The sequence below is a fragment of the Deefgea sp. CFH1-16 genome (assembly GCF_016881365.1).
Classification (GTDB): Bacteria; Pseudomonadota; Gammaproteobacteria; order Burkholderiales; family Chitinibacteraceae; genus Deefgea.
The window spans coordinates 3,355,547-3,378,950 of record NZ_WLYT01000001.1; the positions used below are offsets into that span (position 1 = coordinate 3,355,547).

The 23,404-nt window shown below is 51.2% G+C and carries 23 protein-coding genes and 1 pseudogene; 14 read left to right on the top strand and 10 right to left on the bottom strand.

Translation table 11 applies throughout. From position 1 onward, the window contains the following. The first annotated feature begins 66 nt into the window (after window positions 1-66). The 14 genes and pseudogenes from GKO28_RS22055 (at window position 67) to GKO28_RS18295 (ending at window position 14,508) form a co-directional block, all read left to right on the top strand. Window positions 67-1,314: a methyl-accepting chemotaxis protein gene (locus tag GKO28_RS22055; protein ID WP_182077327.1), complete on the top strand. Its 1,248-nt coding sequence runs from the start codon at window positions 67-69 to the stop codon at window positions 1,312-1,314. Further along, window positions 1,314-1,493: a hypothetical protein gene (locus GKO28_RS18245; protein WP_182077328.1), complete on the top strand. Its 180-nt coding sequence runs from the start codon at window positions 1,314-1,316 to the stop codon at window positions 1,491-1,493. Before GKO28_RS22055 ends, GKO28_RS18245 begins: the two co-directional genes overlap by 1 nt. Before the next feature lie 159 nt (window positions 1,494-1,652). After that, window positions 1,653-5,059, top strand: a pseudogene (gene mfd, locus GKO28_RS18250) (transcription-repair coupling factor). 70 nt (window positions 5,060-5,129) lie between these two features. Next, a complete protein-coding gene (locus tag GKO28_RS18255) occupies window positions 5,130-5,984 on the top strand; it encodes a hypothetical protein (RefSeq protein WP_182077329.1) in 855 nt (284 codons plus the stop codon). 43 nt (window positions 5,985-6,027) lie between these two features. Then, on the top strand, window positions 6,028-7,014 hold the full coding sequence (locus GKO28_RS20725; protein ID WP_247646651.1) for a hypothetical protein: 987 nt from the start codon (window positions 6,028-6,030) through the stop codon (window positions 7,012-7,014). A gap of 469 nt (window positions 7,015-7,483) precedes the next feature. Beyond that, window positions 7,484-9,220 (top strand): DEAD/DEAH box helicase, encoded by a 1,737-nt coding sequence (locus GKO28_RS20730; RefSeq protein WP_374220777.1) that lies wholly within the window; start codon window positions 7,484-7,486, stop codon window positions 9,218-9,220. 2 nt (window positions 9,221-9,222) lie between these two features. Beyond that, a complete protein-coding gene (locus GKO28_RS18265; protein ID WP_182077330.1) occupies window positions 9,223-9,681 on the top strand; it encodes a GNAT family N-acetyltransferase in 459 nt (152 codons plus the stop codon). Between the two features lie 16 nt (window positions 9,682-9,697). Then, complete coding sequence (locus GKO28_RS18270) at window positions 9,698-10,429, top strand: UPF0149 family protein (RefSeq protein ID WP_182077331.1); 732 nt, start codon at window positions 9,698-9,700, stop codon at window positions 10,427-10,429. 3 nt (window positions 10,430-10,432) lie between these two features. Continuing rightward, window positions 10,433-11,455 carry an FUSC family protein gene (locus GKO28_RS18275; RefSeq protein WP_182077332.1) on the top strand — a complete coding sequence of 341 codons (1,023 nt, stop codon included), beginning with the start codon at window positions 10,433-10,435 and terminating at the stop codon, window positions 11,453-11,455. A gap of 4 nt (window positions 11,456-11,459) precedes the next feature. After that, a complete protein-coding gene (gene serB, locus GKO28_RS18280; protein WP_182077333.1) occupies window positions 11,460-12,299 on the top strand; it encodes a phosphoserine phosphatase SerB in 840 nt (279 codons plus the stop codon). 292 nt (window positions 12,300-12,591) lie between these two features. After that, entirely contained in the window at window positions 12,592-12,720 is a 129-nt protein-coding gene (locus GKO28_RS23075) for a hypothetical protein (RefSeq protein ID WP_374220748.1), read from the top strand. Further along, complete coding sequence (locus GKO28_RS23080; RefSeq protein ID WP_374220749.1) at window positions 12,692-12,841, top strand: DUF2282 domain-containing protein; 150 nt, start codon at window positions 12,692-12,694, stop codon at window positions 12,839-12,841. The genes GKO28_RS23075 and GKO28_RS23080 overlap by 29 nt, the downstream gene beginning before the upstream one ends. Before the next feature lie 75 nt (window positions 12,842-12,916). Beyond that, window positions 12,917-13,750 (top strand): DUF692 domain-containing protein, encoded by an 834-nt coding sequence (locus tag GKO28_RS18290; RefSeq protein WP_182077334.1) that lies wholly within the window; start codon window positions 12,917-12,919, stop codon window positions 13,748-13,750. After that, complete coding sequence (locus GKO28_RS18295) at window positions 13,747-14,508, top strand: DNA-binding domain-containing protein (RefSeq protein WP_182077335.1); 762 nt, start codon at window positions 13,747-13,749, stop codon at window positions 14,506-14,508. The genes GKO28_RS18290 and GKO28_RS18295 overlap by 4 nt, the downstream gene beginning before the upstream one ends. A gap of 9 nt (window positions 14,509-14,517) precedes the next feature. Here GKO28_RS18295 and GKO28_RS18300 read toward each other — a convergent pair whose 3' ends face one another. The 10 genes from GKO28_RS18300 to GKO28_RS18345 form a co-directional block, all read right to left on the bottom strand. Continuing rightward, window positions 14,518-15,816 (bottom strand): chitinase N-terminal domain-containing protein, encoded by a 1,299-nt coding sequence (locus GKO28_RS18300; RefSeq protein WP_182077336.1) that lies wholly within the window; start codon window positions 15,814-15,816, stop codon window positions 14,518-14,520. Next, entirely contained in the window at window positions 15,813-17,528 is a 1,716-nt protein-coding gene (recJ, locus tag GKO28_RS18305; protein WP_182077337.1) for a single-stranded-DNA-specific exonuclease RecJ, read from the bottom strand. The genes GKO28_RS18300 and recJ overlap by 4 nt, the downstream gene beginning before the upstream one ends. Window positions 17,529-17,537: 9 nt before the next feature. Further along, on the bottom strand, window positions 17,538-18,575 hold the full coding sequence (locus GKO28_RS18310; protein ID WP_182077338.1) for a hypothetical protein: 1,038 nt from the start codon (window positions 18,573-18,575) through the stop codon (window positions 17,538-17,540). Window positions 18,576-18,641: 66 nt separating this feature from the next. Continuing rightward, window positions 18,642-19,010 (bottom strand): YnfA family protein, encoded by a 369-nt coding sequence (locus GKO28_RS18315; protein ID WP_203564330.1) that lies wholly within the window; start codon window positions 19,008-19,010, stop codon window positions 18,642-18,644. A 163-nt stretch (window positions 19,011-19,173) separates the two neighbouring features. Then, complete coding sequence (locus GKO28_RS18320; protein ID WP_203564269.1) at window positions 19,174-20,163, bottom strand: DUF4010 domain-containing protein; 990 nt, start codon at window positions 20,161-20,163, stop codon at window positions 19,174-19,176. After that, window positions 20,160-20,519 (bottom strand): MgtC/SapB family protein, encoded by a 360-nt coding sequence (locus GKO28_RS18325; RefSeq protein WP_203564270.1) that lies wholly within the window; start codon window positions 20,517-20,519, stop codon window positions 20,160-20,162. The genes GKO28_RS18320 and GKO28_RS18325 overlap by 4 nt, the downstream gene beginning before the upstream one ends. Before the next feature lie 278 nt (window positions 20,520-20,797). Continuing rightward, window positions 20,798-21,022, bottom strand: coding sequence for a hypothetical protein (locus GKO28_RS18330; RefSeq protein WP_203564271.1), 225 nt, complete (start codon window positions 21,020-21,022; stop codon window positions 20,798-20,800). 36 nt (window positions 21,023-21,058) lie between these two features. Further along, a complete protein-coding gene (locus GKO28_RS18335) occupies window positions 21,059-22,630 on the bottom strand; it encodes an IS66 family transposase (RefSeq protein WP_182076912.1) in 1,572 nt (523 codons plus the stop codon). 94 nt (window positions 22,631-22,724) lie between these two features. Next, window positions 22,725-23,066 (bottom strand): IS66 family insertion sequence element accessory protein TnpB, encoded by a 342-nt coding sequence (tnpB, locus tag GKO28_RS18340; protein ID WP_203564199.1) that lies wholly within the window; start codon window positions 23,064-23,066, stop codon window positions 22,725-22,727. Then, window positions 23,063-23,398 (bottom strand): hypothetical protein, encoded by a 336-nt coding sequence (locus tag GKO28_RS18345; RefSeq protein ID WP_182076968.1) that lies wholly within the window; start codon window positions 23,396-23,398, stop codon window positions 23,063-23,065. Before GKO28_RS18345 ends, tnpB begins: the two co-directional genes overlap by 4 nt. Between the last annotated feature and the right edge of the window lie 6 nt (window positions 23,399-23,404).

Sequence of the window (23,404 nt, forward strand, 5' to 3'; positions counted from 1 at the left end):
AAAGACATCATTGCCCGTAAAAAAAGTAAGCTAATTACAAAATATTCGTCAGCATAAGGAGTAGCCATGCTTAGTTTGAAATCTATCGGGGTCAATATCTACATCGCCCTAATCATCGGCTTACTTCTACTGGCAGTTCAATCGCTAAGCTATAAGCAGTCTGCAAAACAGCTAGAAACAGAAAGAGCCCATGAGTTGGCACTCATCAGCAAAAAAATTGCTATCGCCCTACCTCTTTTGCTCGAACAAAACCAAGCTGAAATCGCCAGACAAATAATTTCGGCGGAATTAAAAAATTCATTTGTAGAATCAATTAAAATTTACAATAAAAATAAATTAATAATCGACCTGCAAAGCCAAACCAAATCAACAATACCAATTCAATTTGAGACACAAGCGAATACCAACACATTAGATAAATCGACCATTAAAATAACTTACAACAAGGAAGATTTATCTTATAAATCACAAAAACAACAACTCAGCATATTATTGTATTCATTACCGACATCCATCATTCTATTTGTTATTTTAATGCAACTTATTAAATGGAAATTTATTCAGCCAATTTCTCAAATAAAAAACAATTTACATCAAATCACTACCAATCCACATTTGCACTGCATTTACCCTGCAGAAAACAAAGAAACTCACGCTCTTAGCGATGTGTGCACGCAACTTCATAACTACATCATTGATCGAAACGACAACGACCAACAATCTAGCCAAACAATTAGCGTAACTTCTGAAGAAATAGCGGCAACCGCCGCTGAATTTGCCACCTCAATGAGTGCGCAAAATACCAGTCTAATGCGTAGCAATGCTTCAATGAGCGAAATATCAAAATCAATCAAGACCAATACCGAGCACGCCAATAGCACCCATTACATTGCAAAAGAAAGCGCAACTCGCGCCAAAGAAGGCCATGTTTTAATCCAACAAACAATCAGTGCGATAGCCTCTATTAACAGCAAAATAAGCATTATTGATGACTTAGCTTATCAAACTAATATTTTGGCTTTAAATGCCGCAATTGAAGCGGCCAGAGCAGGCATACATGGCAAAGGATTTGATGTTATAGCTCAAGAAGTTAGGCGACTCGCAAATCGAAGCCAAACCGCAGCGGGCGATATTGAGCTACTCGTACGACAAGGAATTAACAGCTCAAATGAAGTAGGCCACTTATTTGGCGACCTAAGTTATCTCACACAGAAGAAACGGAGCGATTCGTTGAAGATATTGCACTCAATTCGAGTAAACAATCGCACAATTTATCGCAACTTAATCAAGAAAATCTACAAATTAGCCTATTAATGAACCACCTTTCTTCTTCTTCCGAAGAATTATCCGCTACGGCACATGAATTAGGCGTCATTGCAGAACGTCATTTAAAGCATCTTGAACAGCCTACTCCTGACGCAACTGAAGCAACTGAAGCAATGAATAATTCTGACGCCAACCAATTGCAGCCTCTTATTGTGCAACATGGCTGACTCCGCACTATGCATATTTTAGCTCTTGATTAGCCGCAATTCATCAGCCAAGACAAAACAAGCCCATTTCAAGCGCTGTAACCTGCAAGTTTGCCATGTTGAGGGCACGCTGCGGCTGGTATAATCTGGGATTGTCCAGCTAGAGCGCGTTCTTACACTATGTCGCAATTGCCTCAACTGCCTCGCGCCAATGAGCGCCTCAAACTCGCACAACCCCACGGCTCTGCCGACGCCATGCTCTTGGCCGACTACGCCCAAGTCGCGCGGCCCTTAGTGATTTTGACGGCCAACGCGCAAGAAGCGGGCCGACTCAAAGACGAACTCAGCTTCTTTTTGCCAGAAAAAACCGTCTTGCAGCTACCCGACTGGGAAACGCTGCCTTACGATCATTTCTCTCCCCATTCTGACCTGATTAGCGAGCGGCTAGCCACGCTGTGGCAAGCTAGGCAAAACGCTGTTGACGTGCTCATCGTGCCGCTGCAAACGGCGATGGGCGTATTACCACCCGTTGAATTTTTAACCGCCACGACTTTTTTCATTAAAAAAGGCGATGCGTTTGACGCCGATCAGTTGCGCGCTGACATGGCTTTTGCTGGCTACAACCACGTCACCCAAGTGTATGGGCCGGGCGAGTTTTCGATTCGCGGTGGCTTAATTGATTTATTTCCAATGGGCAGCACGCTGCCGTTTCGGATTGATTTATTCGACAATGAAAATCGAATCAATTCGCACCTTTGACGTAGACACCCAGCGCAGCCTCTACCCCGTTCCGGAAATTCGTTTACTCCCGGCCAGAGAATTCCCGACCGATGAAGCCGGCTGTAAATTATTTCGGCAAAACTTTCGCGAAGCGTTTGAAGGCGACCCATCCAAAGCCCGGCTCTACAAAGACATTTCAAACGGCGTAATTCCTGCCGGCATCGAGTATTACTTACCACTATTTTTTGAGCACACGGCCACCGTTTTTGACTACCTACCCAAAGAGGCAGTATTAGTCTTGCACGGCCCATTAATGGGGGCTGCAGAGCAATACTGGCAAGATATTGCTGAACGGCACAAACTGAGCTATGGCGACAAAGATCGTCCGCTGCTGCCGCCGCGCACGCTATTTGTCGCGCCGGACCTGTTATTTAGCCACATCAAAAACTATCGCCGGATTGAGCTGGGCGACGGCGAAACCAGCCTCACCCAACCGCTACCGGCACTCGATGTAGATCGTCGTAACGACAATCCAATCCGTCGACTCAATGATTTTGTTGAACACTATCCGGGCAAAATTGTACTGAGCGCCGAAAGCCTAGGTCGGCGCGAGACCATGTTGCAGTTTTTTGCCGAGTACGGCTTTAAACCGACCTTGGTCGAGAATTGGCAAGCCGCTTTAGACAGCAAAGCGCACGCGCTATTGCTCGCCTCACCGCTGTTTCGTGGTTTTGAATGGCGCAGTGAATCCATTGCCATCATTACTGAGGCCGACCTCTATCCATCCGTGATTCAAAGTCGCGGTAAAAAACCACAAAAACGCAGCAATACCGACGCCATGTTGCGGGATTTATCCGAGCTAAAAATTGGCGATCCAGTGGTGCACGAAGCGCACGGCATTGGTCGCTATATGGGCCTCACGTCGATGGACTTAGGCGATGGGCCAACCGAGTTGCTACTGATTGAATACTCAGGCAATGACAAGCTGTATGTGCCGGTCAGCCAATTACACGTCATTTCTCGCTATTCTGGTGGCGCTTCAGACTCAGCGCCGATGCATAAACTCGGCTCAGGCTCGTGGGAAAAAACCAAGCGCAAAGCCGCCGAACAAGTGCGCGACACTGCGGCGGAATTACTCAATCTCTACGCGCGCCGCGCGGCGCGTGAAGGCCATGCGTTTGAATGGAGTCCGCACGATTACGAAGCATTTGCCGCCGGCTTTGGCTTTGAAGAAACCGCCGATCAAGCTGGCGCGATTGAAGCGGTTTTGGTCGATATGCGCGTCAAGCAACCGATGGATCGCTTAGTGTGTGGCGATGTGGGCTTTGGTAAAACCGAAGTGGCGCTACGCGCCGCTTTTGCTGCCGTGGCAGGTGGCAAGCAAGTTGCCGTTTTAGTCCCCACCACCCTTTTGGCCGAGCAACATTTTCAAACCTTTGTCGATCGGTTTTCGGATTGGCCGATTAAAGTTGCCGAGCTATCGCGCTTTCGCTCGGGCAAAGAAACTGCGGCAGCGATTGCGGGGCTGGCTGACGGCAGCGTGGATATCGTCATTGGTACGCACAAATTGGTGCAGCCGGACGTGGTGTGTTTAAACAACTGGGTCTGGTTATCATCGACGAAGAGCATCGTTTTGGCGTTAGACAAAAAGAGCAGCTCAAAGCGCTGCGCGCCAATGTCGACGTACTACTCACGCTCACCGCAACGCCGATTCCGCGCACCTTGGCGATGAGTTTAGAAGGCTTGCGTGATTTTTCAGTGATTGCCACCGCGCCCAATAAACGCCTGGCCGTTAAAACCTTTGTGTCTAAATTCTCTGACGGCATTATTCGCGAAGCCGTGCTGCGCGAACTCAAACGCGGCGGCCAAGTGTTTTTCTTACACAATGAAGTCGACACCATTGAAAACATGCGCGCGAAAAACTCGCTGCCTTATTGCCCGAAGCGCGCATCGGCGTGGCGCACGGCCAAATGCGTGGCCGCGAGCTAGAACACGTGATGCGTGATTTCACCCAGCAGCGTTTTAACCTCTTGTTGTGTTCAACCATTATTGAAAACGGCATCGACATTCCAAACGCCAATACGATCTTGATGAATCGCGCGGATAAATTTGGCTTGGCACAACTGCACCAAATGCGCGGCCGTGTTGGTCGCTCACACCATCAAGCGTATGCCTATTTGCTGATCCCTGACGTGGAAAGCATTAGCAGTGACGCCAAAAAACGCCTCGAAGCGATTCAAATGATGGAAGAGCTCGGTTCTGGTTTTTATCTGGCGATGCACGATTTAGAGATTCGTGGTGCCGGTGAAGTGCTTGGCGATTCACAATCAGGTGAAATGCATGAAATTGGCTTTGCATTGTATTCACAAATGCTCAAAGAAGCAGTCAAAGCGCTTAAAGCCGGTAAAGAGCCTGATTTGTCGCAACCGCTGGGCGTCACCACTGAAATCAATTTGCATTCACCGGCGCTATTGCCAGAAGACTACTGCCCGGATGTGAATGAGCGTTTGTCGCTGTATAAACGCTTAGCAAGTAGCGACGAAAAAGACGAGCTCAATGACATTCACCAAGAACTGGTGGATCGCTTTGGCTTACTGCCTGACGCAGCCAAAGTGCTGCTCGATTGCCATCGCTTACGCATGCTCGCCAAGCCGCTGGGCATTAGCAAAATCGACGCCGCTGAAACCGCGATCATTATTCATTTCACACAAAACACCGTTGTTGAGCCAATGAAAATCATCAAACTGATTCAAAACAAAAAGAACTACAAACTGCAAGGGCAAGACAAGCTGCGCATTGAAGGCGATTGGCCGACCAGCAGCTTACGCACCGCCCGAATTACCGAGCTGATCCGCGAATTGGTGTAACTCACGCGGTATGGCTAAGCCATATCGCAACGCGCTTCACGCCTTACAATCATAATAGATAGGTATTGCCTTGGCTCTTTTGCAAAACAAATCACTCAGCGATATACCCCCACAAGACCTACCATTTTTATATGCCTTTGCCGTCTATGGCAAAGGCCTAGGACAAACACGGGTCATTGAATTACTCAAACGCGTCGCTTTAGTTAACCCGTTTGAGTCGGCCATTGCGCTGGACATTCCTTCGGTCAAAGCCACCTTGGGCCGTTTGTTAATTGCCAAATGGATTAAAAACGACGTAGTGGGGTTTGAGCTCAATGATGGCTTGCAGTGGCCGCTGTTGGCGCAGCTTAACGAGCATGGCACCCTGCTCGACTGGGTGAATGCAGCAGTGCAAACCAAACCCGTGGTGCAATATTGGGAAAGCACGTCCAGACAAAGCTATGCCACGTTGTGCGTGTTTTCTGCGCTATTGGGCGATGAATCACTACTGACTAGCGATTTAGAAGCATTTAGCACCAGCGGCATGTCCTTAGCGGCGCTGGAGCAGCATCCGGTGCATTTTTTCTTTGACCATCCACTCGGCGTGCGGCATTTTTCTACGCTAACGGCCGAAGTTCAAGCATTACTGCTGGTCAATTTCTTGTATTTTGCCAGTAGTTTATTGGCACCAGCGAAAGCACAGTACGATTACGCGCTGAACCACTGCACCACCCTCAAAGGGGTGCTACCCAATTTTGTGTCGATTTTAGCTTGGCAAGCGCATTTACGCGGTGATCAAACTGCATTTGAGCACCTTGCCAAGCTACTTAATCCCAATGCGCTTTCTGAAGCGGATACCGCTAACCGACTCAGCCGTGGGGATTTTGCCAGCGCGATTCATCGTTTTGGCCTGCTGATTGAGCAAATAAAAAAAACACAGCAATAAGCGCAAGGTCGGCATTACTGGTACCAATGGCCTGCTTTACAGCTTGGCCTTAATCGCCGAGCGCAGCGAAGACGACTTAAAGCGCTTGGTGGTGCAGTTTGAAGTCGGCAAAAAAGACAAACTCAATAGCCTGTATGACGAGCATATTGATTGGATTTATTACCTCGCCACGGGCTTAGCCTGCCACACCTCAACAGTACAGCCAGTCACCGCCAGCTATGGCTTTGCCGGACTGATTGAACTGCTGATTTTGTATTGGCGCGACTATCCATTCGATGCCAATTGGCGCACCCAGTGCGAAAAACTGCATCATGCATGGCAAGAATACGAATGGGTAACGCAAGAGCTTGACGTGTTGATGGTGCGCGCTTTTAGCGATGATTTGCTGCAACCGAATTGGCATGCCGATCGCCAACTCACCGCTTGGGTGGATTTATTGCCACGCGAAGCGGCTTGGTCACGGGCGCTGACGGCATTAAGCCAACTCAACACCAAACCCAATGAAGTTGCCACCAGCCATATTCGGCTGGCTTGGCTGGTTAATCTACTGCACGGCGGCGTTACCCTCGAGCCCAGAGAGCAAAAACTCGGAACCAAAGGCGTGTGGAGCAAAGGCCGCGCCGTCGCACTCAAACGCCTAGCGATTGGCAATGACCCCGCCTTGGCTTACTTAAGCGCGCAAGATCAACGCATCGTTAGGTATGCGCACGCAGAGCATAACTACTATGGCGAATCAGGCTATACCCTTGATCACGAATCGGCATTATTCGAGCTAATCGGCCATCCGCAAGTGTATTGGGCCGACGCGCCCGATGTGCGCATTGATATTGTGGAAGGTGAAGTTGCACTGCAACTGAAAGAAAACAAAGGCCAAATTTCACTCAAGCTCAACCCTAAAGTAATTGCGGGTGAAAGATGTTGTTTGGAAAAAAGAAACCCCAACCCGGCTGATGGTCTATCGCATCAAGCCCGACATTCGCCAAATCGCCGGCATTATTGGCAATGGCCTCATGGTTCCGGCCCAAGCTAAGCCACAACTGGTTGGCGCGATCACGGCCATTGCGCCACATATCGCGATTCATTCGGATTTGCCCGAGCTAGCAGCACACATCAGCGCAATACCGGGCAATACGATGCTGTACGCGCATTTATTGCCGCTCAATGAAGGCTTACGCTTGCAGTTTTTGGTGCGCCCTATTCTGGATGGTGGCTGGTTTACCCCCGGCAAAGGCGCGGCCAATATTTTGGGAGAGCAAGACGGCAAAACGGTTCAAGCCGAACGTGATTTAGCCCAAGAAAAAGCCACCCTCAACCATGTGCTCAATGTCTGCACGGCGCTAGCTAATGCCGAATCTGATGGGCAAGAATGGCAAATGGATGCGCCCGACGATTGCCTCGAACTATTAATGCAATTGCGCCGACTGCCTGCCGAGCAAATCGAGCTAGTATGGCCCGAAGGCGAGCGCTTTCGCTTAAAAGCCACCAAATCACTGGCCAATATGAAGCTAGGGCTTAAGCAGCAAGGTGATTGGTTTGTCGTGAACGGCGAGGTCAAACTCGACGATGGCAAGGTCTTGCAATTGCGCCAGCTACTCGAATTACTCGACGCTTCACCCGGTCGCTTTTTAAAGCTCGGCGACAACGACTATCTCGCCCTCACCGATACCTTTAGAAAACGCCTCGAAGAGCTCTACGCCGTCGCGGAGCCCAGCGGTAAAGACGGCTTTAAAGTCAACCTATTGGCCAGTAATGCGCTACTTGAACTGAGCCAAGAAGTAGGGGAACTTGAAGCGGATGCCGCGTGGCGCAATCACATCGCCAAGCTCGATCAACTGGCGCAGCACCAGCCCAAAGTGCCGTCCACTTTGCAAGCAACACTGCGCGATTATCAACTAGACGGTTTTCAATGGCTGTCTCGCTTAGCGCACTGGGGCGTTGGCGCGTGCTTGGCCGACGATATGGGCTTGGGCAAAACCGTGCAAACCTTGGCCTTAATGCTCGAGCGCGCACCACAAGGCCCGTGCTTAGTCGTCGCTCCAACTTCGGTGGCACTCAACTGGGAAGCCGAAAGCTGCAAATTTGCCCCCACACTCAAGATTCAAGCGTATGGGCAACAGCGCAAACTCGATGCTTTAGGCGCGTTTGACGTCATCATCACCAGCTACGGCTTACTGCAACAAGACGCCGAGCAATTTGCCGCCGTGCATTGGCACACGGTGGTGCTCGATGAAGCGCAAGCCATTAAAAACGCCACCACTAAACGCAGCCAAGCGGCCATGGCGCTGCAAGCTGACTTTAGAATGATTGCTACCGGCACACCAATGGAAAACCATTTGGGTGAGCTATGGAATCTATTTCGCTTTATCAATCCAGCGCTACTGGGCTCCAAAGAGAAATTCACCGCCAAATACGCCAACCCGATTGAAGGCGGCGAGAAAGCGGCCAAACACGCACTCAAAAAACTCATCCAGCCGTTTATGCTGCGCCGAACCAAAACCCAAGTACTGGCCGAATTGCCATCACGCACCGAAATCACGCTACGCGTGCCACTCAGTAGCGACGAGCAACATTTATACGAGGCGCTACGCCAACAAGCCGTAGAACGACTCGACAGCATTGATGAAGCGGCTAAAAAACCGATGCAAGTGCTGGCCGAAATCACCAAACTGCGCCGGTTTTGCTGCAACCCCAAACTAGTAATGAAAGACAGCCAACTCATCGGCAGCAAGTTGACTGCATTTGCAGAGATCACCGAAGAGCTACTGGACAATCAGCATAAAGCTTTGGTGTTTAGCCAATTTGTCGACCATTTAGCCATTGTGCGTGAATGGTTAGAACAAAAAGGCATTGCCTACCAATATCTCGATGGCAGCACGCCACCGAAAAAACGTCTTGAAGCGGTGAATGCCTTTCAAGCGGGTGAAGGCGATGTATTTTTGATTAGTCTAAAAGCCGGTGGCTCGGGGCTCAATTTAACGCCCGCCGACTATGTGATTCACCTTGACCCGTGGTGGAATCCGGCCGTAGAAGATCAAGCGTCAGATCGGGCACATCGCATGGGGCAACAACGCCCAGTGACCATTTATCGTCTAGTTGCGGAAGGCACGATTGAAGAGCAAATCGTCGCACTGCATCACAACAAACGCGACTTGGCCGATAGCTTACTCGAAGGTGGCGACAGCAGTGGCAAACTCGGTGCTGACGCCTTATTGCAACTTCTTAAGTCGGCAGTGTAACGATGCAAAACTATGATTTTCGGCCGGCCGAGCCGAGCGATGCCAAAGCCATTCACGCACTCATTGTGCAATCGATCACGCAACTAGGGGTATTAGATCATCAGCATTGCGCGCAAACGCTCAGCGACTTATGCCTTGTTATTAATACTGACGACATTGTCGAATCGATTACTGATGGCGACACCGTGTGGCTTGCAGTGCAGCAGCAAGCCATCTGCGGCGTTGCGGTGATGGATAGGCAAGGCGAAATCTTGCATTTTTATGTCTCGCCACTGCATAGCGGGAAAAATTTGGGCCGCGCTTTACTTGCGGCAGTCCAATTGAGCGCCCGCGAGCAAGGCTTAAGCCATATAATGCTGGCTACAACGCACAGCGCCCGTGGATTTTTCCGTGGGCAGGGTTTTATCCCGACGCGCCCTGACTTTGCTGAGTGGTTAGAAAAACCACTTCAGCAGCACTAAATCAATGGAAATCAGTATGAGCAAACTCCTTAGCGACGCACAACTAGAGCAACTCGATGGCTTTTTAATGTCACCACGCACGCCAGCCGAAACCATGGACATCGAAATGCTCGATGGTTTTTTGGTGGCACTGGCCGTGGGCCCAGAAGAAGTACCGGAAGATGAATGGCTACCGGCGATTTTTGCTGGCACCCCGCCAGAATTTGACGATCACGCAGAAGCCGAACAGATTTTCGGCCTGATTCGCCAACACGCCGCCAGCATTAAAGCCGCGTTTTCAGTTAATCGCCGTGACAATCCGGGTGAAAACCCACTGTATGTGCCAGTAATTTTGTCGGATGAAGATCAAGACGAGCAATGGCAAGAAACTTCTGGCGTGTATTGGGCCTCGGGTTTTTATGCCGGGATTGAAGCGCGCGGCGAAGCGTGGGACGCGCTACTGGAAGCCAATGAAGAACTCGACACCGCCGTTGAAAACATTCTGGCACTGGCGGCCAGCGCCGGCGACGAAGCCGACACCAGCCCAAGCGATGAAGTGGGTGCCGAGCCAATCAAACTACTGACCACCAAAGAGCGTGCTGATCGCGTGGCCGAGCTGCCTTGGCATGTGGAAGACATCATGTACTTCGTACTTGAAGAAAAATTTGGCCATGTTGAGCAAGTCAAACGCGACGAACCTAAAGTGGGCCGCAATGATCCTTGCCCTTGCGGTTCAGGCAAAAAATTCAAAAAGTGCCACGGTGCATAATTAATGCCCAAGTGGCTCACGCTACTTCGCCCTAATCGCGGGCCATTCCCCCCTTCACGCATGTTGTTGGGGGTAATGGCTTTTGCGATTCCCATGGGTTGGCAGGTTTATCATGGTCACAACCAAGCGGCGGGCATGATGGGCTTTGCCATTTTGGCAACGCTGATGCTCGATATTGGCGGCACCCGTAAAAAACGCCTCGAAAGCATGGTCGTTGGTAATGTGCTGATGCTGCTTACCGCCAGCATTAGTTTGAGCATCAATCACAATGTTTTGATTTGGCTGGGCGGCATTTTATTTTTAATGACTTTAATCGGCGCGAGTTTATCCGCTGGTTTTGCTTTGGATTTATTGCTGCGGCTACTGGCCTCAGCTTATTTGATCGGCTACCCCGGCACGTTTGTATCGAGCGCCATTTTGCCCTATTACCTGATTGCGGCGACGATGACGATTGCGCTCAGTGTGAGCTTTGCGCCAAGAATGAATAACCCCATCGGCCTACAAGTCCAACCACACTGGCGTAGCGACTATCAACAGCTGCGCAAAGGCCAGTTTGCTGGTGCCACCTTTGGCATTTTGTTGGCTATTGCCTGTGCCTTAAGCTTTTTTTCTGCCCGCTACTTCAATCTGAGTGCGCCCAATGTGGCCGCCATTTGTACCGTAGTGGTATTTCGCCCTGAACCCGACCGCACTTATCCCACCATCTGGCTACGCTTTGTCGGCGTTTTGCTCGCCTCGTTTGTGGCTTGGTTGTTTGTATTTCAAATTGATTCGAGCTTCGAGCTCATCTTACTAGCGGCCCTATCGGGCGCGCTGATCCCGGTGGCATTTGCCAATGGCTTAATGTATGTCGCAGCGATGATTACTTTTATTGTGTATGTGATTTTGGCGCTGCTGGGGATTCATGGGCATGCGGCCGAGATTTCGGCTGAAAATCGGATTTATGAAACTGTCTTAGGCGCCAGCATCGCGGGGATTTTTGCGATGATTTTCCATAGTTTAAAACCAGCAACAGGGAAGCAATAAGTTTATGTACCGTTTAGTGATACAAGCGCCAGAATTGGCGACGCAAAACTTAAAACAACTGGCACGTCTTTCTGGCGCACACACCATTGAAGCGATTAACCAACAGGCGTTTAAGCTGCTCGGTGCTGAGATCGACAACCTCGAATCGGTTGCTGACTTTTGTGAATCCAACCAACTTGACTTTGCCTTTATTCCTGAAGATCTCAGCGTGCGCGACATTGGCTTGGTGGTGATGGATATGGACTCTACGCTGATCACCATCGAATGCATCGACGAAATTGCCGATATGATCGGCATCAAAGCACAAGTTGCCGCGATTACTGCGGCGGCCATGCGTGGCGAGCTTGATTTTAATGCCAGCCTTACGCAGCGCGTGGCCCTGCTGGCGGGGCTCGATGAGTCGGCGCTAGAGCGTGTTTACACTGAACGTTTGCAATTGATGGCCGGCGCAGAAAAAATGCTTGCTGGTTTTCACGCTGCTGGCGCACAAACCCTGCTCATCTCTGGTGGATTTACTTTTTTCACTGACAAACTCAAAACGCAACTGGGGCTCACTCGCACCATTGCCAATGTACTGGAAATCGAAAACGGCAAACTCACCGGCCGCATTGTTGGCGACATCGTCAACGCCGAAAGAAAACGCGATGAATTGATCGCCATGCGCGATGAGCTCGGTTTACGCCTCGAACAAGTCGTGGCAATGGGCGATGGCGCCAATGATTTACTCATGCTCAATGCCGCTGGTTTTGGCGTAGCTTGCCACGCCAAACCTAAGGTGCAAGCCGAAGCGCCTTACAACATCAATTATGTTGGACTCGATGGCGTCTTAAATTATTTTAAATAATCTTTGCGCCTGAGATGTAGTCCCCAGCGACACCACTAAAACCGTTCACGTGCGAGATAGCATCTGAGCGGTTTTTATTCTCTAGGCCAAAATCATTCCTATGGGTATATCAACATAAGTACCGTTCCAAATAACTTCTGAAGACATACTTCTAATACATCACAACTATAAAAATTATTTTAATTTTTTTTTTCCGATTTGTGTAATAACAAAGGAGTCGCCACGACTACCATTGTGTCGATACAGACAAACGCTGCTTTTCTTACTTGATTAGATACGCTGGAGAATGAAAATGAACAATAAATCAATCTTACTCGCCTCAGCCATGGTTGCCGTCTTAGCTGCCGCCGCACAACCGGCTTTAGCCGCTGATGCCGCCAAAGAAAAATGCTATGGCGTTGCAAAAAGCCGGCGCCAATGATTGCGCCGCCAATGGTCATTCTTGCGCCGGCCAAGCAGGTGCCAGCATGGATCCCAAAGAATGGAAGTACGTTGCCAAAGGCACCTGCACAGAAATGAAAGGCATGCTCAAAGCAATGTGATTACCTCGCTGCGGTAGGTAGAGATAGGCCACTCATCCTGCCGCATTCAATTTTTACCACTCCAAGTTGATTGCGATGCTGACCTCACTCCCCACCTGCGCCGGTTTAGGACTTAGAAGCCCCCATATTCAACAAGTTATTCACCAGCGCCCGCCAGTGTCTTGGTGGGAAGTGCATAGCGAAAATTATTTTGGCGGTGGCGCGCCAATTGCAGCACTCGAAAAAATCCGCGCCGATTATCCAATTAGCTTACATGGCGTCGCCATGGGGCTAGGCAGTCCCGATGCGCTGGATACGCAGCACCTTACGCAATTGCAGCAATTGGTCGAACGCATCCAGCCGCAAGCGATTTCTGAACATTTGGCGTGGAACCGCATCGCGCAACGCGCTTACGCCGACTTATTACCCGTACCCCGCGTCGAAGGCGTTATTGCCCTAATTAGCGAGCGCATCAACACGGTGCAAGAGCGGTTGCAACGTCCGATTTTGCTAGAAAATGTATCGAGCTATATTCAATTTAAAGACGATCAGTATTTAGAAAGTGAAATATTGGCTGAATTAGTCGCGCAAACCGGTTGTGGCTTATTACTCGACGTCAACAACCTCATCGTCAGCCAAATCAATTTAGGCATTGACCCCAAGACGGAAATCTCCCATTTTCCGATTCAATCGATTGCGGAAATTCATATCGCCGGATTTGAGGTTTTCTCTGGTGTCGCCATCGATACCCATGGTGCAGCGCCGCTGCCAGCCACATGGCAATTACTCGATTTGGTTTTGGCACAAACCGGCCCGATTCCAGTCTTGCTTGAGCGCGACCAAAACATTCCCGCTTTGGCCGATTTAATGCAGGATTATCAACAACTCGACGCGCATTGCGCCGCCATCTGGCAAGGGCAAGTCGCATGAACTATCACACGCTTTTGCTTGAATTTGCTCAAGCGATGGACCACCCCGATCGGCCCAAGCAATTTCTTAGCACGGAAACACAAGCCAATATGGCGGTTTACCGTAATAATGTCCGGCTCAATCGCGCCAATGCCTTGCAAATTGCCTATCCCACCATTTTTGCTTTATTGGGGGATGAATTTTTTATGGCGATGGCCGACTGCTATACCGAGCAAACGCCCTGCCATAGCGCCAATTTGCAGCGCGAAGGCGAACAACTTCCCGCGTTTATTGCGCAATTTGCCCCAGCACAAGCCTACCCCTATTTAAGTGACATGGCTCATTTTGATTGGGCGATGCATATTGCCCATACTGCAGACGATTGCACTGCGATTAGCGCACAATCTTTGGCTGAATCCATCAACGAGCTGGGCGAGCTTGTTTTTACCTTGCATCCCGCCGTCAGCATTATCGAGTCACCATGGCCGATTGCCAGCATTTACGCCATGCATCATGGGCAAGCTGCGCCGCAAGACTTACACCAAGCCGAATCAGTCATGATTTGGCGCGATCAATACCAAGTCATCGATGCGGCCAACGCGCAATTTTTACGTCAATTGCAACAAGCGCAGCCCTTAGCTCAAGCCTTAATGGCCGCCGCAGCCATCAGCGCCAGTTTTGACCCCACGGCGAGCTTAGGCCAATTAATTACCCAGCAATTAATTCTAAAAATCACGCCCACTTCGACCGCATCATCGCAAGGCGCTGAGCCGAAATAGATCACCAAGTTATGGCACGACCAAGCGTTGGCTCTCAACGCATTGCTGCGCACGGCAAAGCTGCACCCGCCAATGCGCGGGTCGAGTTGGCGGCACACCTTGCCAACTACCGCACCACACCCCCGCCTGACAGGCGCGTTTAATTTTTTGGCTAACAATCACCTGCCGTGAATTTTCATCTAGCAAACGCCAAGTCTCAGGCGCTACGCTCGCAGCAGCGGTTTGCCAACTAACCAGCACCTGCCCCGCCACCAATCCTGAGCCCAGTTCAGCATCGCTGTCGGTATACACATTGACTTCAGGCGGCGTTGGCGCGAGTGCCGGGCCCAGCATGGCCTCAACTGTCTGCGCTCGGGACTCACTACAGCGATTTTCCTGACATAAACGCACTACTAGCGAATAAATGCCATCCACTAAAGGCAGTTGTACGCTGCCTGCTTGGCTATTTTCAGTGTGCTCAGTAAATTGGCTAGACCGATAAATCACTTTGCCCGCATTGAGTACTTGCCATTGATCACCGGTTTTCCCCCAATACAAATGCCATTGCAGCATAATTTTGCCGTCGGTGACGACAGCAGGAAACCAAGCCAATTCGGGCTGACCGGGCACATGCTGCGACTCAGTGCTTTGCTCTGCCGACTCAACCCACGTTTGCGCATAGGCCGCACTGCATTTAGGCGCGGCTTGCGATCCATTACACAACCGCACTTCCCATTGATGCTCACCGGGCTCGATTTTTTCTATGGTAAAAACGCCGCCTTGCACATCATTGAGCACCACTTCAGATTGCGTTTGGGTAGTAGAACTAGCAGCATCAGTAGCGGATGCAGCAAGCGCGGGTAAAGGGCGCTGAATAAAATCTTTGCCGCGATAACGCAGCTGCTGATTATCCCAAACCTCCCACCATTGCCCCACCTGACCCATACCATTTTGCCAACTCAAACTAAACCGACCCGCTTTGACCCGACGCGGCACCAAATCTAAAAACGGTGCTTGCGGCGTTTCATCCACCTGCGCACCCATCGTTGCTATGGCGCTAGTCGGCGCCGCAAACTCAGCGGGAATAATTTCTGCAGCATTCCCCCGAATCGGCGCAGGTTCGGGCAAAGATTCGCACGACATCAAGCCAAGAATCATCGTCGGCTGGCAGGCCAATTGCATGCGAGAGGCCGCCTCCGCACTGGGCAATAAAAAACTCGCCTGTGCTGCAGGCACTACACCAAAGGTAAGCACCACCAGCCCACTTGCACCTAGCCAGCGGCTGGCTGCCGTGAATAACCAAGACGCCAATCGCCCTCGGCGCATCATAGTGAGCGCTCATCCTGCTGATTAAATGGACGACTCAACTCCAATTGCAATTGCAACATCCGCTCACCTCTAAATTCATTCACATTGATTTTGTATACCGCAGTGATATCTTTAGGTATTGGCTCGCAGTAGTTAAATTGCATAGCCTCTACAGCAATACCTGACTTTGTCGCCAATTTAAGCTTGCTATGTTTTTCGCCAACAATACGCTGCTCTAGTACCCGAAATTGCCCCTGAAATACAGGCGCAGGAAACCCCTGCCCCCAAACTTGGCTTTCTAAACCTTCGGCAGTGGCCAATACAAAAGCATCTGGCGGCAACTCACCATCGGTTTCGATAATGCGGCTTAAATCACCTTCATTGAGTAATTCTCGGCAAACGGCTTCAAATGCGGCTTTAAATTCGGCAAAATTGCGAACATTTAACGACAAACCCGCTGCCATCGCATGACCGCCAAATTTAGCAATCAAATGCGGATGACGTTTGGAGACTAAATCCAGCGCATCGCGTAAATGCAAGCCTGGAATCGAGCGCCCCGAGCCTTTGATTTCATCGCCATTGCCATTGGCAAAAACAATGGTTGGCCGATGAAAACGATCTTTCATTCGCGACGCCACAATCCCCACCACGCCTTGATGCCAATCGGGGTTGTACAGCGCAATACTAAAGCTGTCATCCACCGCCACACTGGCCAATGCCAACTCGGCCTCGGCCCGCATGCCGTGTTCAATATCGCGGCGCGCTCGATTTAATTGGTCTAGTTCACGCGCTAAAGGCAAAGCCGCCTCTTCACTGGCGGCCAGCAAAGTGTGAATACCAAAACTCATATCGTCCAAACGCCCGGCGGCATTCAGGCGCGGCCCCAAGGCAAAACCCAAGTCAAAGCAACTGGCTCGCGCATGAAAACGCCCCGCAGCACTAAACAAAGCCATAATCCCGGGCGCAGCGCGGCCAGCGCGCATTCTTTTTAAGCCTTGCTCAACTAAAATTCGATTATTTGCATCGAGTTTAACCACGTCGGCCACGGTACCCAAGGCGACGATATCAAGCCATTGCGCCAGATTAGGCTCAGTTTTGCCCGCAAATACACCGCGCGAGCGCAGCTCGGCACGCAGTGCCATCAACACATAAAACATCACACCCACACCGGCCAGATTTTTACTGGGGAATCCGCAATCGGGCTGATTGGGGTTCACAATTAACGCATCGGGCAATGTATCGGCCGGTAAATGATGGTCGGTAATTAACACCTCAATACCCAGTGAGCGCGCCGCCTCAACCCCAGCATGGCTGGCGATACCATTGTCCACGGTAATAATAATATTCGGTTGGCGCTCGGCCGCCAAAGCGACAATTTCTGGCGTAAGACCATAACCATATTCAAAGCGATTGGGCACGATAAAATCCACTACCGCGCCAAATGCCGCCAAACCTTTCATACCCAAAGCGGTGGCCGTAGCACCATCACAATCGTAATCGCCAACAATCAACATGCGCTGCCCAGCAGCGATGGCATCGGCCAAACGCGCACCCATTTCGGCCGCGTTTTTGAGTTGGCTAAACGGCAATAGGTGCTTTAACTCATGCTCGAGTTCTTGCGGATCGGCAATGCCACGCGCAGCATAAAGCCGCGCATGCAAGGCTGAAAATCCAGCCGTTAACAATGCGTTTTCTAGCTGGGCCGGAACGGGACGAGGACGAATAGTCAGCACAAGAATCCTTTAATCAATACACCCAAGCCAAGCAGCTTGGGCCGCGCAGATGCGCTTAAAACGGCAGTCGTGGCGCGCGCGCCAAAAACGATACAAATCCAATCGGCTCACCCGCACCTTGGTGCCAGCACTGGGCAGCGTTAAAGTCAGCGATTGCAACTGCCCCGCTTGCAATTGAGCCAATAGCGGGGCAAACCAATGCTGCTCTAACCATTCCCACTGACAGCGCCATTCATAGGCACGGCCATAAATCGCATCCAAGCTCAATTGATCGAGCACCACCGTCACATCATGCGCCGGTAAATCGGCCACCGCTGGTGCACTTTGCCAATGCGCGCCCGCTAAAGCCGCTACGCGATGATCGCCGCCCAAAACCTTAGGCGAAACGGGCGGAGCGACTACAGTCGGAACCTGAGCGCCGCCCCATAGCCAGACACTATTAATCATGGCAATGCCGGCTGCATCGCGTTCATCATTCACGCGATGCCCATACAGCAACATTTGGATTTCATTGAGAACGGCATTAAATTGCAAAGCCTGCTCGCCCTGCGGCAAATAGTCTTGCATATTGCCGCCCAAAGCGTCGGCCAGTGGAGTGAATTGCAATTGCGGGTCGGCCGGCAAGCGTAAATACCAGCGACTCGGTGTGACGGCCACAAACAAAAAACCATCATCGGCAAACTGCTGATTCAGTGCGGCCACTAAAGCATCGGCCTCAGCTTGGCTAATTTGAAATAAAGGCACGCCAAGCATCGTGAGTCGATCACGATCAATGCGTAAATGAATGGGGTCGCAACACAGCCAATATCCCGGTTGCGCCTCGGGAAAGTCTTGCGCCAAAGCCAAGGCCGTGAGCGATGAAGATGGGTAATTGAGCCGCTGCGCTAAAAAATCTGCCGCCGTAGCCATCGGGCCAATCGGACAGTGTTGCTGCTGCCCCTTGCCATACAGCGTTGCCAATGCCGGCAATGTTAAATCGCGGTTGATTAATGGGCGTAACTCTTCATCACGCCAGACCGTATCGGGAATAATCAGTTCATAGTTCATGGCACTGATTTTACACGGAACACGCTCGCGCCGGAAAACAACCAACGCCAAGTTAAAATTACGCCATTATTTAAAACCGGACGCTGAATCGGCGATGGGCTGAAAAGCAATCACCGCCATCCCCAGTAAAGCCAACAAGGCCCCCAAACCATCCCAACGCGTCAAAGCCACCCCATCCACCACGCGCAGCCACACTAAAGCCACAGCGATATACATCCCGCCGTATGCGGCATAAATTCGTCCGGTGGCACTCGGATGCAGCGCTAAGCAATATGCAAACAAAGCCAATGACACCGCCGCCGGAATCAAATACCACGCGCTACCGCCTTGCTTGACGACTCGCCACACCAAATAACAGCCAACAATCTCTGCCACGGCAGTAAAAGCAAACAACAAAAACACTCTAAAAAATTCCAAAACCCAGCCCTCAACCATGCCAAACAACAATTCATAAACGGCTGCGAGATTAGCATTTAAATGCATGGTCGAAATCAAAAACACAGGATCCCGCTTAACCTCAAGCCGGACTCGCTCGGCTAAAAAGTTTGTTCGTGCATTGCAGTCACATTTAAACAGCCCAATCCTGCCAGCTCAACGCTCAACCAAGCCATGCGCCAACCCAAACGGCGAGTATCATCAAAACCAAGCCCGGCACGATACGCTTTGCGTACTGAACGCCGCCAGACTTAAAAGCAACGATCGCTTTCATCAGCGTATTACTGCTCAGGCCAATCAAAATTGGCCCAACCGCTTGCGCGCTCGAGATCTTATTGTCGGCCAGCAATGAGGCGGCGGATGCCGCCGTTGCATGTGCATCGGCTAAGCCGGTTAATGCCGCACCAAGCCACATGCCGCGCGCCCCCAAGTAAGCATTCAAGGCGGCCGACAAAAGCAAGATCAAACTCACTAGCCCAGCAAACACCGCCGCTGACTTTAAATTAAAAGCGCGGCCGATATCGTCACCTGCGTTTTCAGCGGTACTGACGGCGTCTTTTTGCCATACAAACAGCAGACCATATAGGCTGGCGGCAAGTCCACCGAGTGACAAGGGCCAGACCAAGGCGGTTAATAGCGATGTTTGTATCAGGCCAATGACGACCATCATTTGAATAATGGTGGCAATGGACGAAAGCACGGCCCCAGCCACTGCACCACTCATCATCGCGGGTTGGCGCGACACGCGCTCGCCCATGGCATAAATCGTGGCGGTACTTGAAACAAAACCGGCGGCAAACCCCGCCAACGGCAGGCCGTAACGCGCGCCCAAAGCGCGCATCGCCAAATAGCCAAGCGCACTAATCGCCATGACTGCGACGATCAAACGCGCCACCGCACGCGGATTGATCGCATCAAATGGCCCCATAAAACGGTCGGGCGCGAGAGGCAACACAATCAAGGCCATGGCTGAGAACAAAATAATGTCTTTGAGCTCCTGCGCAGTCAGTACGCTACGCACGAAATGATGCAAGCGATCTTTCGCAGCCAATAGCAGCGCCAACACGACCCCGACTGCTGCAGCCAACATCGATTCACGGATGGCCAAGCCACCCAACAGACAAGTTAACAACAACGCAAACTCGGTTGTCATGCCAGGATCCTGATCCTGAATGCGTTGGTAGGCAATAAACACACGCCGACCCCCACAATCAACGTCGTTACGGCCAGTAATAATCCATCGCCCAAGATAACACTCACCGCGCCAAGCAAGGCGCAGACCACAAACGTGCGAATGCCAGCCGCTACTCTTTTGGGGCCACTCCCCTTGCGCCGCTCACGCTCAGCCCCGACCAGCAGCCCGATACCAAGTGCAACACACAGCCCAAACAGGGTGGATTGATCTGCCAAACTTAGCATTTTATTTTCCCCAATATTTGAGCAATCATGACATCGGTCGCATCCGGAGCAAGCCACAAGCAATGCTTTTTTATTTGGCTGGGCGAGCACCTTGCGCTTCTAATACTGGCACGAATATGTTCCGTGGCACGCTACAAAATGGCCATTTACGTATCCAAGATATGTTTGGCAAGCATCAGATACATCGTTTCTATTCATTCAAATGGTGTATGTTTAAATAGGGTAATCTGGAGTTTAGCCTTAGCCATATACCCCCTATTTTATTAAACAGCGCCACGCGTACTTGCGAATTTATTTAATCAATTGGAATGGCTCGCCTCAACGCCAAACAGTCATATCGCAACTCAATAGATATCAGTCGCTGTCAATTAATCCTCCCCTCGAATAACGAGCATTCGATTATCGCCATCTTGTATCCGCCGATAGCCCTTGAGCGTCACGAGTAAATCCCGAAAGGCATACGTGTATTTATCTTGATCGCCGTAATATGCCCATGTGTATTCGCCGCCAGTATGCTCACGTGTATTGCGCACCTCAGCCATCAAGTCTAAACGCCATTCACCATCCACTTTTATAAAAAAGTGTGGCGACACCAATGTAAGCGCTCAGCCGCTCCACCACCTTGACGCTTAAGTTTCTGCTAGCGCTCGTAGCGGTAGTAATTCATCAATTCGGCTGTTCGGCCAAGTGGGTAGCTTTTCTAGGGTGTCGGTGAGCCAGGCCATCGGGTCGAGGTCGTTGAGTTTGGCGGTACCCAGTAGCGTTTGAATCGCGGCAGCGCGTTGGCCGGCACGTTCACTGCCCGCAAATAACCAGTTCTTTTTGCCAATCGCAATCGGCCGAATGCTGTTTTCGACCGGATTGTTATCGATTGGCGCGATGCCGCTTTGGGCGTAGCGTTCAAGCGCCGCCCAGCGCCGTTGGCTGTAAATGATCGCTTTAGCCAAGGCGCTATTGGGCGCCACTTTGCTGCCGGTTTCATCCAACCAAATCTTGAATTCGAGCAATTTAGGTTGCGCTGCTTGCTGACGTAGCGCCAAGCGTTGCTCGAGGTTCAAATCTTTAGCCTGCGCTTCCAGTGCATACAGTTCGCCAATTCGACGCAGTGCCTCTGCGGCAATCGGGCTGCCGTTGGCCTGATGCAATTCGAAGAATTTGCGCCGTGCGTGCGCCCAGCAACCGAGCTCAATCACGCCGGTTTTGAACAGCGCTTTGTAGCCGCCGTAATCGTCGACCATCAGTTGACCTTGCCAATCGGCGAGGAAATCACGGACGTGTTGACCCGAGCGACCGCCTTGGTAGTCGAACAAAATAATCGGCGCACTGCCACTCAAGGGCGTATTGCGATACGCCCATAAATACGCTGTTTTGGTTTTGCCTTTGCCCGGATCAAGCTGTTTGACTGGGGTTTCATCGGCATGCAGCACTGTTTCGCCTTTTAGTCGTTCACGCAATCGATCCGCCAGCGGCTGCAACCACCAACCAACGGTGCCGACCCAACTGGCCAGCGTGCTTTCTGCTAACGGCACTTCGCTGCGTTCGGCGATTTGCCGTAACCGATACAGCGGCAAATGATCGACGTATTTGCTCACCATCACCCACGCCAAAGTGGCCGCAGTGGGCAAACCACCGTGAATGATCGCGGCTGGAATCGGTGCAGCGGTCATCGTTTGGCAGCTGCGGCAGGCGTATTGCGGGCGAATGTGGCGCAACACGCTAAACACCGCCGGTTGCACATGCAGTTGCTCGCTGATGTCTTCGCCGACTTTAACTAAACCCTGACCACATTGGCCGCAGGTGCATGATTCAGGTTCATGAACCATATCAGTACGCGGTAAGTGCGCCGGTAAGGCTTGGCGACCTGCGCGAATGCGCGGCTTTTTATCACTGCCTTCGGGATTGGTTTGGGCTTGCTCGGCGGCGAGTTTGGCTTCCAGCGCCGCCATATCGGCATCGAGCGCTTCTTCAAACAAATCCCGTTGTTCGGTATTCATCACCTCGGTCTTAGCGCCATAACGCATGCGGCGCAGATAGACCAATTCCATCGTTAGCGCTTCGATGGTTTGCGTTTTATTTTGGATGTCGGAGACGTATTGCTTGAGTTGTTGATCTTGCTGAGTGAGCAACTCAGATTGCGCCAAAATCGCCGCGCGGACTGCGGCGGGTAGGTTTGAATTGGCGAGTTCTTGAGCGAGATCCATGTGTTGATTTTACAGGGTATTGCCCTAAGAATTATATATTACATGCTGTATAGCGCAATACTGCGACAACAATTTTATCCATCCTCATCGTGAATTAGTAGACGTATTCTGGCAGCGGTGGCGGCGCTAATCGTTGCCAGTCGACACCGCTCACCAACCATTGCCACTGCGCCGCATCCAGCGTAAACACCGTATCACCTACTTGTGGCCAAACAAATCGACCGTGATGCAAGCGTCGTTGCGCCAACCAGACGCCAGAGCGATCCCACAGCAGTACTTTGAGGCGATTGCTGCGCTGATTGCGAAAGGCATACGCCGCCCCTTCTACGGGTGAACGCTGCAAATTGGCATGAATCTTGGCCGACAAACCCTCGATACCAAGGCGCATATCGACCGGTTCGACAACCAATTGCAGCGAAGCCAATGGCGGCATCATGTCAAAGCGCGCAGCAGATTCGCCAACCAAGTGGCGCAGGTGCTGGTCGGTAAGGTCAAATCGACCCCATTGGCCAAACGCAGCTGCAATGTTTCGGCACTGGGCGTTGGCCATTGCGTCGTCACCAAAGTCAGCGGGGCAATGGACGAATTTGTTATGGGTGCTGCATCAAAAGTCGTGGTGGCGGATAAATGGGTTTGATGGCGTTTCACCCAGCTTGAAAAAGTAGCACGCTTATATCCATGCTGGCGACAAAACGCAGCCTGAGTCAAGCCGCTGGCTCGCCAAATATGCACCGCTTTCAAACTCAGATCCGATCGACGAACGCCCATGCTACC